Origin of the sequence: Herbaspirillum lusitanum (genome assembly GCF_026127345.1) — a bacterium.
In the GTDB taxonomy this organism is placed as follows: domain Bacteria; phylum Pseudomonadota; class Gammaproteobacteria; order Burkholderiales; family Burkholderiaceae_D; genus Herbaspirillum; species Herbaspirillum lusitanum.
The window spans coordinates 132929-148939 of the sequence record NZ_QXFG01000018.1; the positions used below are offsets into that span (position 1 = coordinate 132929).

The window sequence follows — 16011 nt, forward strand, 5'->3', positions numbered from 1 at the left end:
ACTATTTCATAAGCCTTAGCTTTTGCTAGGGCCGTCCGTCCGGTCTTCGCCTTCCTTGACCCCGCCGTGGTCGTGCGATCCCACATCGACGCCGTCGATCTTGCCTGTTCCCGCGATGTCCAGCGTAGCGCCCTTAACCTTGCCTGTTGCCTCCAAGGTCGGCGAGTCCATGCTGATGCCGTCCGGTGCTGTCACCGAATATTTTTTCGTGTCGATGATGTACTCGTCACACTTGATTACGATCTTTTTGCCATCGGTCAGCTTGATGTTGTGGCCGTCCTTGTGCCACACCGCCACCTCGTTGGCCGTCAGCGGCGGGCGGCTCCCGATCTGATCCATGCGCAGCACCATCATGTGACCGCCGATAGAGATCACCAGTCCTTCGCCTTCGGTCGGGGCCGCTGCGAAGCCGTAGTCTTGCAGGCGCTCGACGGTCTCACGGCTCAGGTTATCGAAAACGTCCACGCGAACCTTCTGCACCTTGCTGTCTACCAAGCCACGCATGCGAGCGCGGCGCATCATCGTTTGTTTGCTCATTTCACACTCAATACTTCAAGTTCTTCGGCTTCCTCGGAATGCTTTTTCTTCTTGCGGGGCTTGAGCGGCACTGTGTCATAGGCGTCGACCGGGCGCACAAGGATATCGGTCACGTCGCCGTCCTTCAGGTCGACGTGCGAACTGATATCAGCGATCAGCCACTGGTCACCGTTCAGACCTGCGATATCGTCGTAGATAGGCACGCGGGTGTTGACTTCCCATGGCAAGCCCTTCCATGTCCAGCCCTCTACGCGGTAGCGCAAGCCGTATGCCTGTCCGCGCCGCACGCGCATGGTGTGCTCGACCAGCCGGCGCATATCGCCGACTTCGGCGTTGCCCTCGGCGTTGACGATCAAGGGCAGATAGCGCTTGATTTCCGGGTCTTTGAATACGGCTTTCTGCTGCATGGACTCGCTGAATTCCTTGTCCGACTTCTTCTGGCCGTAGCCGATGTAGGTGGCGAATCGTTCGGCATCCGTGCCGACGCCTTCCATGGTGATGACATTGCCTCCGCGCACAATCGCGCCATGGCTGACCGTCTTGCCCGCCTTGGTAAGCAGCAACTGGCCGCGCATATTGGTGGTGACCAGCACTCCGCGCAGACGGCTGGCGCGAGATAGCGTGGTCAGCACCGTTTCGCCGTGTTCGATGGCGAAGTCCGCCAGTGCGTCGCCGATATCGGTCTCGACCACGACATCAATGCCAAACGGGCTGCACAGGTCGCGGGCGATCTGGTCAAGTTTGGCTTTCTTCCACTGCCCACCCTTGTGGATGGCCGAGCAGGCCACGAGGTCGCCTGTCCGGCTCCGGCCTTCGATCTTGATGCCGCAGTCGTCGTAGCGATAGAACGGTTCGGCGGTCAGGACGTAACCCGTTGTGACCACCGTGTCGTTGATACGCACCTTGATAACGTCCTGCCGGTTGATGTTCGGGCGCTTGCCCGGCACGTAGGTGACCGGGATGGTAAAGCGCGACGAGATGTTTTCAATCGACCGCTCAATGGTTGATTCAGTCCAGCCTTGGTAGTCGTAGCCATTGACCGTGACGTAGACCTTGGCCTGTTCTTTGGTAAAGCGTTCCATGTCAGTCCCTCTTGATGATGCGCAGCGGCTTGCCGGGCGGGACAAGCAACGGGTTGAGAATGTGTGGGTTCATCGCCATGATTTCATCGGCCCAGCGCACGGTGCCGAACAGCCGGTAGCTGATGTAGACCACCGGTTGCCATGTCTCCGGCGTGTACGTGGTGACGCGGGCGAGATCCCGCGACCGCTCTTGCAGGTCGGCCAGAACAGCGGTGTGCAGCGTCAGCAGGGTGTCGTGGTCGACAACATCCATCCGCAGCAGCTTGGAGAACTGCTGGTTGAAGTCTTGACGCAGCGCGAGCGCTTGGTCGTAATTCACGATGTCGACCTGCGTGACCGCCTGCGCCGCAGAGATGGTGGCGGTTGCCTCGATCAGCCCGGACAGTGCCGTCAGCGACGCCGCTTCCTTCTGGCGGCTGGCGGTCTGATATGGCGTGGCGACTGGCGTCAAGGCGCTGGCGAGTTGCGTACTGGCTGCGGGCGCCGTCGTAATCCCGCTCGACTGGTAAGCCGATGCCACGCTCGTCGCCGGGCTGCTAGACCACAGGCTGCGGAGCGAGCCAAAAAGAGTCAGCGCCTGCGACGACGCGATGTTGTCGGGGATGCGCATGATGTTGCTGAACATGCCGCTGGCGATATCCTTCAAGGCAAGGAGTTCGTTGGTCGGATTGGTGATGTACGTCTTGACCAGACCATCGTAGTAGTTCATTTCCTTCTGCACTTTCGACACGGTCGACCAAGCGGTCTCCATGGCGCTGCGCATGCTTTCCCGCATGTTGTCCAGCGACCAGCCCGGCGCGCCGTCTGCATCGAATTTCTTACCGAACTTGTCGGCGGCAGACGCTTGCGCAGCGGCTCCGGCCTGCGACACCTTGTCGGTGCTGTTGGCCTTGGCGACTGGATAGCGGCGCTCTTCGGCACGGATGAAGGTCAGGTCAAGGCGAGCGATGCCGCCCTCGTGCGCTGGGGATTCCTTGATCGTGTACTTGCCGTGGTAGTAGCACCGGATGCTGCCTTGGGTCGGATGGATCAGAACGCCATCGCCTTCCAGCACAGCCCGCAGCGCATCCAACTGGTCGAGATAGTCATCACCGATCAGGTAAGCCGAGAATTTGATTTCCTCGGTGGCGTTGCTCATCTTGAAGACGGTCGGCAGGTCTTGGAACGGGTATTCGCGCAGGATGGTATTGCTGCCCGCTGTGATGTCGATGGTGTCGACCTGAAACGGCACGTCGCGCCAACTTGCCATGCGCAGTTGTTTGAGCCACGCGATTTCGGTTTCGTCTGCCATTTATTGCCTTCCTGCTGGATTGGTGGAACCGGCATCGATCCTGACGCCGTTGAGTTGCTGCACGACCGAGGTGTTGACCTGAGTCCGCATATCAGAAACCGTCACAGCGACCGCTAAACGGCCTTCCTTGAGGTCGATGTCGACCTTCTGGGGCGGAACCTCACGCAAGGCGTTTGCGGCGGCTGTGGGCTGCATAGCGGAGTTGTTGGCGAGACTGTCGCCCAGCTTCTGCGCTCCCCACCATCCAAGACCGCCACCAACCAGTCCGCCTACTGCCGCTCCGATGCCGGTGCCGATGATGGGAACGAAGGAACCCAGCGCGCCACCGGCCAGCGCCCCAGCCTTCGCCCCAGCCCAACCACCAGCGACACCGGCTGCGGTACGTCCGATAGCGTTCGTCTTTTCGGCTGCGGTCTTGTCGCTGTCCATCAGGGTCGAGCCGACGTCATAGGCGGTATACCCAGCGGCACCCAGCCATCCCGCTTTGCGCAACAAACCACCGGCTCGTCCGAGAAAACCCACTTTGGCCGCTGGCTGCGGCACCGGCGTACCGCCCAGCGAGCCGAACGGATTGAATGCCGGTGCAGCGCTGACGGCAGCAGCAGCGGCAGCGGCGGCAGGCTTGCCACGCAACAAGGACGACAGGCCAGCGCCAATGCTCGCAGCCTTCCAGATGCCAATGGCGGCAACAGCACCGCTGACGACTGTGGTCAACGCCGGGAATTCGCGAGCGAGGTTAGTCGCGCCGGTCAGCAAGGATTGCAGCGGGCCGTCGACCTGCTTGAACGTGTTGCTGCGGGCAATATCGGCCTCATTGGATGCTTGTTGCGCCTTGAATCCGGCGCGGCTGGAGATCAGTTCAAAGTTGCTCTCGCGTGCTTGTCCGGTGTCGCCTTTGACCTGCGCCTCCACCTTCTTGACGTAGTCCTTGTTCTGCATCAGCGCGATCAGCGCCATGAGTGCCTGCCGATCCTGAATCACCTGACCAATAGCGCTACCTTGTAGCGTGTCCGCCATGGCGTCCAAGATGGGTTTCCTCTCGTCTTCGCTACCGGCTGCGTCTGCCTGCTTCTTCAGCTTGACGTAGTCCTTGTCCTTCGCGGCCACCTGCTCGACAAAGCTCACGAACGCTTCCAGTGGCGTGAACCCTTGCTTTTGCGCTTTCACAAGCGACGCCGTCAGGTCGATGCCGACCTTCTCGAAATCCTTTTTGGTGTCCTGGCTGTTGATCTTCGCCAGCAGGTTGACCATGTTGTTACCGGCCTCGTCCTTTGTACCGGCAGTGATGACCGACGCCTGCGACGCAGAAATCAGCTTTTCAAACCCGGACATGCCGCGCATACCCAGCATGCCCTTGGACACTGCCATCATCTGCGGCAACCATTTCGCCATGTCCTTCAGCTCAAAGCCGCCTTCCTGACCGGCCTTGATCGCCTTCGACAGCGCTTCGGGAATTTGATCAGCCTTGAGGCCGAAGTTCTGCATGGCGCGGATGGCGATCTGGGTCAACTGGGTGACATCCGCGCCGGACGCTGTAGCGGCACGCTGCAAATCAGGCAGCATTTGCAGTGCCTCATTGGTCTTGACCACGCCCGATGCAATCATTTCATTCAGTGCTTCGGCTGCGGTATCGCGAGAGCCGCCGCTGGTGCGCACGGATTCATTGATCTTTGCTTCCAGCACGTTCATGCCTGCGATGCGCCCCTTCAAATCCTCGTCCGCGTAGGCGACGTTCGCCATATCGGCCAGCCGCGCATCGAACGACATAGGCCGTCTGACCATGGCAGCAGCGACCACGCCTCCAGCGACCGCACCTGAAGCGACGCCGTCGATCTTGCGCACGCCTTCACCGGCCTGTGCTGCCTTGCGGCGCACATCGTCAAGGCGGCGGGCGACACCGGACAGGAAGCCGTTCGTCCGCTCAAACGATGACCGCCCGGTGCCGACCCGGTTCAGTGCATCGTTCGCCCGGCGTGCGGCTGCGGTGGTCTGATCAAGCGCGGCGGTCGCACGCTTGGCGTCGCCTTCGACCTTGCCGACTGACGTGGCCTGTCCAACAGCGGTAACCGCCTTGTCGGTCTTGGTCGCTGCTTTCTCGGTTTGTTCCAGTGCCTTGTTCTGGCGCTTGGTCGCATTTTCAAATGCCTTCGCGTTGGCATCGGACTTCTTGGCAATGTCCGAGACCAGACTGATGTAGTACTTGATCGACAGGTTCTTCGTGGTCATGGCGTGGCCTTCTTTCTCGCTTCGTTAATCTGTTTCGCCCACAGCAGCAGCAGGCTTTTACGGACGCTGTACAGAGTGGTCGGCGAGCAGTTGTGGGCCAGACTGATGTGGTGCACCATCGCCATCCAGTTCCGCAGTCTGGCCCTCGGATCGCGGGGATGGGGTCACCTCCTGCGCAGGCTCGCCACTGAGCAGCTTGTCAAAGTCAGCAGCGGATAGCAGGCCGTAGCGCACCTGTGCGGCAAGACCGATCAAGACGCAGCGCTCTTCAATGCGGTGAAGGTCAAACGGCGACAGCTTCCCGAACAGCTTCAAGTCCAGCAGGTCAAGGCCAATGTCTTCCAGACCCGGCATGGTGAATTTCTCGACGTGACGCATGGTCAGGGCCATACGATAGATATCGTCGGACAGCACCAGCGTCGGCTTGCCTCCGATGTGCATGAGACGTTCCGCCATTTCAACCGCAATCATTTCGTCTTCCACGGCGGTCTCGCGCAAGCGCACGACTTTGTATCGGACTTCCTGACTCCCTATGCGGGACTTCAGGCCGTCGACAAGATGCAGTTCGTAGAGGTCTTCTTTTTTCATGATGTGTACCTGACTAAAAAAAAGCGCCGGATCGCATGAGACGATTCCGGCGCAAAGGCGCTACTGCGCGGGACTTACCTTAGAGCCACTGATACGGCTGCAGCACGTTGAATTCGATGTCGACGGCACCGTTGCCGACTTCACCCATGCTCTTGAACCGGCACTTGCCAGCGCGGACACGCTGGCCGGTATGCAGGTTGGTGCAGACCATTTGCGCGTTGCAGACCTTGGTGTACTGATCTGGCGTCACGCTCACGCCAAACAGAATCTTGGCCTTGATGACACGGGCAACACGCTTGCGCGTAGTTGCATCGTCGCCCGTTCCGGCCAGCACCGCCTCGGTTTCAAAGTCTGCTACGCCTTGCAGCGTGGCGCTGCCGTCTTCGATGGGAAGCACGTCACCGTCAACGGTGAGCGAGTCCACTCGGAAAAGTTCGCTATCGCATCCAGCCATGGTTACTCCTTTAAAGTCTAAAAATTCGTGTTGCTAAGCGCCGTCTACTGGCAGGTGTTAAACGTGACCGGCTGCGAACTGGCTTGTGATTTCGGTCTGATAGTGCTGAGTGATCAGGACAGGGTTGTCGATGATCTTCAGCTTTCCGGCCGGGCCGTCGACCTCGGCCGCAATCGTCTTCTTGTAGTAGTCCATGTTCTGGAACAGACCGGCGTTGATGAACTGTTGGTAGCAGTTCAGCATGACTTCCTCGCCCAGCGCGGCGGTCATGATCTTCTGACCCGGAATCGGCTCGACCAAATATTCGGCCAGCTTATAGCCGCGATACTTGATCTGAAACTCAGACACCACGAACCAGCGGTAGTAGCTCAACGTCTTCACCCAGCACAGGTCGCGCCAGCTTGGGTCGACAGCGCCGGTCGGATGGGTGATGTAGTTCGTCACCAGTCGCAACAGATTAGCGGTGCCGTCTTCGGCCACTTCCAACACGCAACCACCGGCGTTGAGCAGGTTGTTTTTCTGCGTCGATGCCTCGAAGTCATCCAGCTTGCTCGCGGCCTTGTAGCCAACCAGCGGCACGCCGGTGAAGGGAACCGCCGGGTCGATGTCCGCGTGGCTTTCAATCGCGGCTGCGGCCATCGCGGCGGTCTCCCATGGATTAGTACGGTCGCGGGTGACGCAGATGGTATGGAACATAGGGCTATTGCGCGGCGTCAGCCATGTAGTGATCTGGCCTTCGGTGCCGCGCATGACGGTGACGACTTGGCCGTCCTGCATATCGGCGAAGTCCCAGCGTCGCTCCATCTCTTCTTCCAACATGCCGATGTTGGTCGAGTCGTTGTAAGGAAACGCGATTTCGGTCGCACGATAGCCGCTCATAGCGGTAATCACTGGCGAGCAGTCGGGATTGACAGCACCACCCGCCATGGGCGAGATGGTCACGGACAAGCCCTGCGGAATGACATCATCTTGAAAGAAGAGTGTGCGCAGGTCGATGTCATTGCCGGTAGCGCCGCCCCAGTTGCAGGTCAGGTCGATATCGCCAACGGCTTGTCCCGCCGCCGCTTTGAGTGGCAGCGAGGCGGTCGCGTTGATGGCGTTGATCAGCTTCGTGCGGAGGGTCGCCAGCGTGTCGTTGACCGACACGCCGACGCGCACACGCTCGCCGCCGATGTAGAGCGGCAGTTCGCCGGACGCGTGCTGCGCATCCAGCAGCAGCGTTACCTTGCCCTTGGCCGCTTCGGCAGTGTCGTCATCGACCAGGATGACGGCGTCGATGGGCATACCCAAGCCGAGGTTGGCGCGAGCGCCACGCCACATCGCCATCAGCATCGTACCTTCGCCGAAGGTGCCGAGCGCTTCCGACTCGGTGCTGATGCGCATACGCTTGTTGATGTTCACCACCAGTGGTGGCTTGGCCTGACCGATCAGCAGTACGGCACGCGGCATGCCGCGCAGCGTGCGGAACGCATTGCTGGCGTCGAACTTGTGCACGACGGCAGGCATCAGGAAGTTCAGAGACAGGAGGTTGGAGATCATTGATTCACCCTTAAAGCATGGTTAAAAATGGTTTGGTGCAGCTTCTAAGCGGCGCTGCGGCCTTACTTGGTGCGGATCAGGTCACCGTCGTCCAGCAGGCGCAGCACGCGCACGTTGGTGGTAATCGACGCCGTCTCTTTCTCGCTGAAGTAGTCGCCGTGTTCGTTGTTCGGCACCTTGCGGTCGACGCCTGCTTTCACGCCGATTGTTTCGCCGATGCGCGGGCGTTTGAACTTCGGTGTGGTTTCGGTGGAATCGTCTTGCTTGTCGGTTTTAGCCATCTTTCATCTCCAAAGTGTGAGTAACGTTTGAATCGTTCGGGGTCTCCGGCTGCGCCGGGACGTGGGTTTTTCCAGTGGTCGAGATTTCGACCTGCTTCATGTCCGGCAGCACAGGGGCATTCGGCTGCTGCTGCTTCTTGAATTCGACTTCCTGCCACCAGCCGACCATCCACAGCGCCATGCCTTTCTTGTCGACGGCGCGGTTATAGAGGTTTTCGGCCATGATCTCTTCGGGCGGGCCGGAGCAGATTTCTGCGCGCCAGCCTTGAAACAACGCTGTCAGCACCTCGGTGCGCTCCATGGCTTCGCGCATGCGTTTGTTTCGGTCGCTATGCTTGGTCGCCACAAACAGGGCGATGCGCGCTCGCCAAATTTCCTTGCCGCCCAACGTCTTGCCTCGTTCAATCTTTCGCCAGCCCAGCGCGGCGACAAAGACAGCCGGCGCATTAAACGACTTCACGTCGATCTCGTCAGAACTGAACTCGCCACCGTAGTCTTCAATCGTCGCGAACAGCTTTACAGTGTTGGCTTTGATGTGTGTCTTGATCTCGTCCAGTAGCTTCCCGCTGTTCATCAAATGCCTCGCAGTTCGTTCACAATCATGTCGCCGATGGCGTTCTCGTCCTTCTCGTTCTCACCCATAACCGGGCGGGCCGTCATGTTGAAGCGATGCCCGGTACGCCCGGTTTCACCGCCGAAATGGTGGATGCGCGCATATGGCGAATCGGAACCCCATTCAACACCGTCATCCGTGACCTGATAGACGTAGCTCTTGTAGAGCAAGCGGCTGCGAATCAGGGTCTGACCACCGCGACTGCCTGCTGCTTTAGATGGCGGCATCGCAGTGCCGTCGAATAGCTTCTGATGATCGAATCGGTCTTGAATCTGACCGATGGCGTACTCGCCGATGTCTTGCTTCAGCCCTGTCAGGTCAGCGGTCGCCAGCCGGTGCAGGTGTTCCGTCAATGCATCGTTGGCGAAATTCCACTGAAGCGAAACGCCTTGATCGCTCATTTCCCGAACGCGCCCCAGTTGTAGCGGCTTGGCATACGGCCAGAGCGGACGCCTTTGCTGTGCACCTGCTCCTGCACCAGCTTGACCTTGCCTGCGGAGACGTCACGCAGCCAGTCAACCCAACGCTTGCAGCGTTTCTCTGCGCCTTCGGTCATGTTGTCGTCGTCATCCTTCAGGTAGCAGCGCGCCAGTTCAAGGCAGCAGCTTTTAACCGGGGCTGCGGCGATCTGTTCCGCTGTCAACGGCAGCGCTACGACACTCAGAAAGTAGCCGTCCATCCACTTCCCGGCCTCTACCATCGCGTTATCCAAACGGGCGACGGCTGTCCGGGCTTGCGCGATTTCTTCGTCGGTCGGGTCGCCGGTGATCGCATCGGCCATCACCATCGCCAGCAACTCCGTCGTCAGCAATTCCAGCTCGTCGCGCAAGAGGTCTGTGGTCTCTCCGATGCCGAATGCATCGACAAACTGTTGGCCGGTGGCGTAGGTCATTTCGCCTTGCTACCTTTCGCAGCCTTCGGCTTTGCGGCACGCGCCTTCGGCACGCCCTTGGCTGGTGCCTTCGGTGGTGTCGTGACCGGCTTTTCAGTCACGGTCTGGTCTGGTGTTTCAATTGCGGGCGCCGGTGGTGTGATCGTCTTCTTGGCTGGCGCTGGTGCTGGCGCGGCTTCGTCGATCTCTACCAGTGCGCCGCTGTCTACCAAGTCCTGGACTTCGCTTTCGTCCACGGTGACGGTTGCGCCGATATCGTGGTGCTTACGATGAAGGCGCACGTTCTGCGCCACCTTGTACTGTTTTTCCATTTCCGCTATTCCCGGTTGGGTGGAGAAATGGACAGCGCCGCAGCGCTGTCCATGGCAGTCACAGCGACAATTACGCCGGAGTGATGACGTCCTTCAGGAAGAAGCCCAGCGACGGCGCGCAGATGACTTCCTTGACTGTCTCGCCGACGCGCACCATGCGGCCACCACGCAGGCCGATGTTGCTGTCGTCCTTTGCACCGGCGACACGCTGGCCGGTCTGCGCGGTGAAACCGAAGGTCACATTTGCACCGTCGACCACGCCGGACATCTTGGCCGCAGCCGCGTCTTGATACGTCAGGGACAGACCACCAGCCCAGCACGGTTGCAGGTTTGCGTTTTGACCCGGCTTGGCGGAGTTGAGGCGCGCTTGGCCGACGACGATCTTTTCGATTTCCAGCAGTTCGGCGACACGCTCTTTTGTCACCGCGCCCTTGTCACCGGAGGTGCCGTTTGCTGCCTTCGCGATGACCGGATGAGTACGCAGCAGACGCCATTCGCGCTGACCGATTGTCATGGTGTTCGGGCGCAGGATCGGACGATCCAGATAGTCCAGCAACATTTCCAACGGGTCGCTGTTCGCGTTGTCAAAGCGGTCAGCGGCGGCGATGGTCGCATTGTTAGCACCGTAGGAAGCCGGGTTGAACACCAGTTGCGCCACGCGGTATTCGCGATCCAACAGAACCAGACCAGCCAACCATTCGGACGTCATAGCTTCCAGATTGGTGTTGTCGGGTGCGTCGGTGATATCGCTGTTCGGCAGCGGGTGTTCCAGACCGTAGTCTTCGGTGGAATTGCTGACCAGCTTGCCCTTGAAGTCGACTTGATTCACACGCGAACGACGACCGACTTTCGTGTCCGGCACGGTCATGAATTGCTCGACTGGGTATTCCTGATACTTGAAGCCGGTTTTGCTCAGCGGTGTCGAACGCGGCAGGACTTCGTCAGCGATCAGGTTGGGGTTGCGGACAGCGATAGCAATCGCGGTCAACTGGGTGTCTTGTGGAAATGGGGTAGGCATTTGCTCTCCTGTGAAATCGTATGAAAGTGGTCGTACAGCCGAACCCGACTAGGCCATGGGTTCGGCAGCGTCTTCCTCCGGGCTTTAGGCGTCGCCCGGCAGTTCCCTCACGTGAATGTTCTAGCCGCGCAGCAGCACGGAACCGATGTCGCCAGCGTTACCGCTGACCAGCGCACGGCCCACTGCATCGTCAGCCGCAGCAGCCGGGATGGCATGGCCTGCGGCGTCGCTCTTGACACGCTGGCCGCGAGTCACCGCCGCGCCATAGATGACCGGCGCAATCTGTGTCAGCACTACGTCGACACGCTCGCCATCTGCCGAATCGGCATCGCTGGAAACACCCAGCACGCTTGCACCAGCGGTGGCAACGGTGACGAGGTCATCGGCTGCGCCGAACATGACGAAGGTGCGCGCCAGCACGGCACCGACAGCGCGGTAATTGGCAATCAAGCCCGGTTTGTTGTACATGTGATCGCTCCTGTGTTTGAGTGAATGTGGTGGTGGTGCGGTGTACCGAGATGCCCCGGCTTACTTCGCCAATTGCGCCATTGCTTCGGCGTAGGAGACCGTGACACCGGCCTTGGCCTTGTCGTTGATGTATTCCTGAATGCGGCCTGCAATCGCCTGCGCGCTTTCGTTCGGGTCACCAGCGTTTTCGTTGCCGGTCTTTTCGTTCAATGCCACCTTCGGGGATTGACCGGCCATGAACTCGGCGAACCATTCGCCGGGCGTCTTCTTGGCGGTCTGGCCGCTGGCCGAAAATTCGAACGACTGGGTGGTGCCGGTTTCCAGCACGCCCATGAATTCGGCCAGACCAGCAGCTTCCGCAGGCAGCACCTTGCCTTCTTTCTTCCAGCCTTCGATCTGGGTGGTGATGCGCTCGCTGCGACGATCAGCTTCGACGCGGGCGGCGCGGGTATTGGCGTCTTCCAGTTGCTTGGTGAACTCGGTGGTAGCTTGGGTGCGGCCTTCGAGGCGAGCGGCTTCGAGGTCTTCTTTCGTGATGGTCATTGCAGTCTCTCCGGTTGTGAAAGTGGGGTTGTCGGCTTCGGTAACTTCGTCCAGCAGGTCGCCCGCTGCCGACTCAAGCGCGTCAATCTGATAGTTCGGGATGACCCGGTCTGCCTCTTCGACGCCTTTGTCCGCGATGACTTGCTCGCGCAGGTTGCGGAACAGGGATGCAGCATTGTTCAAGGCCCACGCTGCGCTATTGAGCGACGCTGCCGAGAATTCCATGTACTCGCCGTTGTCGCTGAAGTTCACCGACAGACCGTCGATAGCTGGCGGTGCCGCACCGAGCCAGCCGACATGCCGCAGGCGCAGCCCATGGGCTGGGTCGCGATAGATCGAAACCGAGCGGTTGCGGTACGCGCCGGTTTCGACGCCTGCTTCAAAGGCTGGATTGATGTCTTTGAATTTGACGTACAGCAGGTCGCCGTCACGCTTGATCTCTTCTGTCCACGCGAAGGCCGGGTCGTTGTCTTTGGGATGACCGAGAACGGCAGGCGCGGCACCAAGGGAGTGATTGGCGACGATCTGATCAAGGTCGGCTTGGGTGAACGTAGAGACCTGTCCTTTGGAGTCGGTATTCGTGCCTGCCCGGAATACGTCGATCCAGCGACCTGTCAAGGTACGTTTCGGTGTGGGGTGTTTTGTTTTGTCCATGTAGCGCAGTTTGCGCGTGTCGGACTAGGAAAAATTGGTGAACGATTTCACAAGGGGCCGGAATCGTTTAGCGGCCCTACAAGCGTTTTTCATCCCTTCGACCTCCGCTGATAGCTCAACGGTGTCGAACGGCGTTTTTAAAGCGGGTCTGAGCGTTTTTAAACCGGGTACGGCTTAAGGGGGGGACGGCGATTAGAACAAATCGCCGGTAGTTGGCATAGGATCGTCTTCGGCAAGCACTTGGAAGACCCGGCGCATCGAATAGTGGACTTCGATAGCGATCTGGTCGACCTGCATGTTCTTTTCGTACCGCAGTTGGCGAATCAAGGCATGTTTGATCTGCCGCATCACAGCGTCGTTCTTCGGCAGCATCAACGTCTCGCCGCCATACCAGTCGACCAGCTTGGAGAACGCAGGTGCGCCGATCTGTTCAAGCAGTGGGTGCGCCGGGTCGACCTTCTTCGGCACGCAGAGATACGCGCCGCCGCGCCACCCAACAATGCGCAGCGCTGCCGACTCGCCGACGCATTCGATAAGATCGCGAAGAGAGTCCGGCAGCGCCAGCGGGTTGTTGATGTGTTGCGGGTTTTCCATCAGTCGACTTTCACGTCTACTCGTTTGGCCCATTGCTTCAGGGCTTCAATCAGTTCTGCCAGTTGCTGCACCGAGGCGAAGCGCAGTGCGCTGAGTCGCGGCTGCTGGCGCTTGCTCCATCGCTCCAGCGCTTCACGCCCACGGACACGCACTGTGCCAGCATCAGCAAGTACGCCCCACAGCGCCAGCAGTTTGTTAATCTGCGGCTCCCGCCATCCGTCCGTTGGCTTGGTATCGTTCCCGGTTGCAACCAGCAGTGCAGCCAGTGTGCGATGTGCTTCCGCACGCTGCCGGGTGTCCAGCGCCGAGGCCGAAGTCACCTTGAACAGGTCGAATAGCCAATCCTTGTACTGCTCTTCGGTCATGCCCGACTTGATGGCCTTGAAACGGATGGCCTGGCTGTCGCGCTTGACTGGGTCGGATGACAGGGCCACGTTAGCGCTCCTTTTTCGCCGACGACTTCTTGGCGGACTTGGCGTGCGGTTCGACCTTCTTCCAGCGGGTGTCTGCGGCCTTCATTGCATCGGTCGTAGGCATGCCGCCGAATGGCTTCAAGGCTTCGCTGATGTCTTCAAAGGCGATCTTTTCCGACAACTCAAACATGCCGCCGCAGTAGATGACCGACCCTGCTATTACTGCCGCGTTGACCAGCCGTTCCAGCGGTGATTCCTGTTTCGTCTTTACCATGGTGTTCCTCTTGATGTTGGGATGATGGCGTCGCAAAGCAACGCCATCGGGTTAGTTTTTCCGTGCCGCGCGAACTTGGCGTCCGGTCGGTGCCGTCTTCCACCACTTCTCGTCGCGGCCAAGTTCGTCAAGGCGGTATTGGTGCTTCTGAAACAGCAGCCCGATTTCGCCGCTTGGACGCAGGAAGCCCCAAGCCTTCTCGCGCTTGGCCCGGTGAAAGAACAGCGTCCAGACCGGCGTGCCACCAGCGGGCAAGATGACGCGATGAAAGCTGTCGCCGGTCAGTTTGTTGAACCAGCGAATGTCGCGCAGGCCGTAGCGGGTGTCTTCGATGTACCAGCCCGCGAGGATGAACGACACGGCCCAGCGCCACGGATGGTCATGTAAGCCGCGATCAGGGTCGGAGCCGACGAACTGGTGCAGGTAGAAGTGGGTGCCGAAAATCGTGAACAGGTAGTAGCGCTCAAGATACGGCGTGTCGCCATCGCTGATGACGCGGCATGGCAGGAAATTGGTAAGCCAGTTCAAAAATTGCTTCATGTGGTTCTCCTTGGTTGTTGTTGCTCAGTGCATCGCGTTGGTGAAGTAGCCGTGTGTCACTTCGCCGTTTGGATACTTGCTTTCGACGATGGTGCGCGGGTCGTCCGGGTTCCGATAGAAGCTGACCGTCATGCCAAGGGGAAGCAGTCTCCCCAAGGTGACGATGGCTCCCTGCAACATGGCGCGCTTCTCGTCTTCTTCGTTGATGACAGGCGGCTCCATGGATCAGATGCCAGCCAAGTCCATCGGCATCGCTTCATACTTGCCGCTTGCCACGCGGCGATACAAGCGGATGTAGGTCTTGGTGCCGGTGACCTGTACCGAATCACCGATGGCCTGCATAGCCGACTTCCATTTCTCGTCTTCGATATTCAGGCGGCGCAGCGCGAGAACACGGCCCGTGTTGATTGAGCCTTCCTTGTCGGTGTCGAACGCCTGCTGCACCAGCGCCTTGATTTCCGGGCGCGAGCCTTGCGCCCATTCGTTGATGCAGTCGTCAACCAACTCTTTTGCGGCTTGGAGGCGTTCGTCGAAGGTGATGTAATCGCCCTTGGCGATCTGCACTTTGAATTCGCCGTCGAAGGTCGGCAGCGTGATGTTGCCCTTGTCGCCGCCGACCTTTGCGCCGTATTCCTCGGACGACATCTCGACGAATGCAGCAACGTCCGCGAATGTCTTGCGCTTGAAATCCGACATCAGAGTGGCGACGTCTTGTGCCGCCTTGACGATCTCGCGCACCAGCTCGTCGCGGGTCTTGTCAATCGGCTTGATCAGTGTCTTCGGCACGAAACGACCCTTGGCGTCTTTCATGTAGTCGACGGATGCTTTGGAAATGTCCATGTTCATTGTGTTTCCTTTCGGTTTGGTGGTGCTTCAATCAGGACTTCTTGTTTGTGGTCAATTCTTTCAATGCCGCCAAGACGTGGTCAGGCATTTTTTGCTTAGGCAGCGCCGCATTCAGCACAACCGGCCCGGTTGTCACGGTGCCTGTCTCACGCCGCTCGGCAGTGCTGCCCTGTCCGGCGTGTCCGGCTCGCTGGCTCTCGGTCTTCTTCTCGGCGGCTCCCTCGGCGCGGTTCGCCATTCCGGCCAGCACCTCAAACAGATAGCCGTGGCTCTTGAGCGGTAGCCGCAGTTGCCCGGCGTCGCGTTGCGCCAACACCTGTTCAAAGCCCATTTGCCAGTACGCAATCGGGCAGGCCCACGTGCGCCCATTGCGTTCCACTTGCGCCGCCCGGATAGACGGCACCAGTTCGTTGATCAGCGCCGCCATGCGCCGGTGGTTTAGCTGACTCTTTTCCGGGGCAAACAGACCGACATAGCGCAGCAGCGGCTTGATGAAGGTATTGCCCGCTGGGTGCGCGTCGATGATGGCGTGCAGCGCATCGCGTGGCGCGTCTTCAGTCAGCATCAAATCCATGCTCATGACGACGCGGCAGTTCGGGCAGGTAACGGTAGGCAGCGGCATAGTCAGAGGCGCAGTAAGGCAGTTCGGATGGCGGTACGCTTGTGGCCCAACTCTTCGGTCTGCGCTTCGTGACGCTGCTCGGCCTGCTTGGCGTCGATCTTGGCTTCCCACAGCAGGCGGTCAATCGTGCTTTGGCGTTCCAGCAGACCCAGCAGGCGCTGTTGCAGCCACCAGCGGTACAGGCCGGTCGCGAGGTCAATAATCAGTTTCTTCATGGCGTTTCTC

At 59.5% G+C, this 16011-nt stretch carries 23 protein-coding genes; all 23 read right to left on the minus strand.

The annotated features are described in order from the left end of the window. Positions 1-15 precede the first annotated feature (15 nt). The 23 genes from DXT88_RS22420 to DXT88_RS22530 all read right to left on the minus strand — a co-directional run bounded on the left by DXT88_RS22420 (position 16) and on the right by DXT88_RS22530 (position 16001). Positions 16-537 (minus strand): phage baseplate assembly protein V, encoded by a 522-nt coding sequence (locus DXT88_RS22420; RefSeq protein WP_265216084.1) that lies wholly within the window; start codon positions 535-537, stop codon positions 16-18. Beyond that, complete coding sequence (locus DXT88_RS22425; protein WP_265216085.1) at positions 534-1619, minus strand: phage baseplate assembly protein; 1086 nt, start codon at positions 1617-1619, stop codon at positions 534-536. The genes DXT88_RS22420 and DXT88_RS22425 overlap by 4 nt, the downstream gene beginning before the upstream one ends. Before the next feature lies 1 nt (position 1620). Next, the gene (locus DXT88_RS22430) at positions 1621-2910 is read right to left on the minus strand and encodes a DNA circularization protein (protein ID WP_265216086.1); all 1290 of its coding nucleotides are present in this window, start codon (positions 2908-2910) and stop codon (positions 1621-1623) included. Further along, a complete protein-coding gene (locus DXT88_RS22435; protein WP_265216087.1) occupies positions 2911-5136 on the minus strand; it encodes a phage tail tape measure protein in 2226 nt (741 codons plus the stop codon). Positions 5137-5193: 57 nt separating this feature from the next. Beyond that, a complete protein-coding gene (locus tag DXT88_RS22440; protein ID WP_265216088.1) occupies positions 5194-5724 on the minus strand; it encodes a hypothetical protein in 531 nt (176 codons plus the stop codon). Between the two features lie 79 nt (positions 5725-5803). Next, positions 5804-6178 (minus strand): hypothetical protein, encoded by a 375-nt coding sequence (locus tag DXT88_RS22445; protein ID WP_265216089.1) that lies wholly within the window; start codon positions 6176-6178, stop codon positions 5804-5806. Between the two features lie 57 nt (positions 6179-6235). Then, on the minus strand, positions 6236-7717 hold the full coding sequence (locus tag DXT88_RS22450) for a phage tail protein (RefSeq protein ID WP_265216090.1): 1482 nt from the start codon (positions 7715-7717) through the stop codon (positions 6236-6238). A 62-nt stretch (positions 7718-7779) separates the two neighbouring features. Then, on the minus strand, positions 7780-7998 hold the full coding sequence (locus tag DXT88_RS22455) for a hypothetical protein (protein WP_265216091.1): 219 nt from the start codon (positions 7996-7998) through the stop codon (positions 7780-7782). Next, positions 7991-8572: a DUF1834 family protein gene (locus DXT88_RS22460; protein WP_265216092.1), complete on the minus strand. Its 582-nt coding sequence runs from the start codon at positions 8570-8572 to the stop codon at positions 7991-7993. Before DXT88_RS22460 ends, DXT88_RS22455 begins: the two co-directional genes overlap by 8 nt. Beyond that, on the minus strand, positions 8572-9012 hold the full coding sequence (locus tag DXT88_RS22465; protein ID WP_265216093.1) for a phage virion morphogenesis protein: 441 nt from the start codon (positions 9010-9012) through the stop codon (positions 8572-8574). Before DXT88_RS22465 ends, DXT88_RS22460 begins: the two co-directional genes overlap by 1 nt. After that, positions 9009-9503, minus strand: a complete 495-nt coding sequence (locus tag DXT88_RS22470) for a DUF1320 domain-containing protein (protein ID WP_265216095.1) — start codon at positions 9501-9503, stop codon at positions 9009-9011. Before DXT88_RS22470 ends, DXT88_RS22465 begins: the two co-directional genes overlap by 4 nt. Then, the gene (locus tag DXT88_RS22475; protein ID WP_265216096.1) at positions 9500-9814 is read right to left on the minus strand and encodes a DUF7302 family protein; all 315 of its coding nucleotides are present in this window, start codon (positions 9812-9814) and stop codon (positions 9500-9502) included. Before DXT88_RS22475 ends, DXT88_RS22470 begins: the two co-directional genes overlap by 4 nt. 70 nt (positions 9815-9884) lie before the next feature. Beyond that, positions 9885-10832: a phage capsid protein gene (locus DXT88_RS22480; protein ID WP_265216097.1), complete on the minus strand. Its 948-nt coding sequence runs from the start codon at positions 10830-10832 to the stop codon at positions 9885-9887. Between the two features lie 120 nt (positions 10833-10952). Next, positions 10953-11300 (minus strand): capsid cement protein, encoded by a 348-nt coding sequence (locus tag DXT88_RS22485; protein WP_265216099.1) that lies wholly within the window; start codon positions 11298-11300, stop codon positions 10953-10955. Between the two features lie 60 nt (positions 11301-11360). Next, the gene (locus DXT88_RS22490; RefSeq protein ID WP_265216101.1) at positions 11361-12497 is read right to left on the minus strand and encodes a hypothetical protein; all 1137 of its coding nucleotides are present in this window, start codon (positions 12495-12497) and stop codon (positions 11361-11363) included. Positions 12498-12689: 192 nt separating this feature from the next. Next, positions 12690-13091: a hypothetical protein gene (locus tag DXT88_RS22495; protein ID WP_265216103.1), complete on the minus strand. Its 402-nt coding sequence runs from the start codon at positions 13089-13091 to the stop codon at positions 12690-12692. After that, complete coding sequence (locus DXT88_RS22500; protein ID WP_265216104.1) at positions 13091-13525, minus strand: regulatory protein GemA; 435 nt, start codon at positions 13523-13525, stop codon at positions 13091-13093. Before DXT88_RS22500 ends, DXT88_RS22495 begins: the two co-directional genes overlap by 1 nt. Before the next feature lies 1 nt (position 13526). After that, positions 13527-13778, minus strand: coding sequence for a hypothetical protein (locus tag DXT88_RS22505; RefSeq protein ID WP_265216105.1), 252 nt, complete (start codon positions 13776-13778; stop codon positions 13527-13529). A 51-nt stretch (positions 13779-13829) separates the two neighbouring features. Further along, entirely contained in the window at positions 13830-14318 is a 489-nt protein-coding gene (locus tag DXT88_RS22510; RefSeq protein WP_265216106.1) for a hypothetical protein, read from the minus strand. A gap of 24 nt (positions 14319-14342) precedes the next feature. Beyond that, entirely contained in the window at positions 14343-14540 is a 198-nt protein-coding gene (locus tag DXT88_RS22515) for a hypothetical protein (protein WP_265216107.1), read from the minus strand. A 3-nt stretch (positions 14541-14543) separates the two neighbouring features. Next, entirely contained in the window at positions 14544-15158 is a 615-nt protein-coding gene (locus DXT88_RS22520; protein WP_265216216.1) for a DUF3164 family protein, read from the minus strand. A gap of 37 nt (positions 15159-15195) precedes the next feature. After that, complete coding sequence (locus tag DXT88_RS22525; RefSeq protein WP_265216108.1) at positions 15196-15786, minus strand: hypothetical protein; 591 nt, start codon at positions 15784-15786, stop codon at positions 15196-15198. A 2-nt stretch (positions 15787-15788) separates the two neighbouring features. Continuing rightward, positions 15789-16001 (minus strand): hypothetical protein, encoded by a 213-nt coding sequence (locus tag DXT88_RS22530; protein ID WP_265216109.1) that lies wholly within the window; start codon positions 15999-16001, stop codon positions 15789-15791. Between the last annotated feature and the right edge of the window lie 10 nt (positions 16002-16011).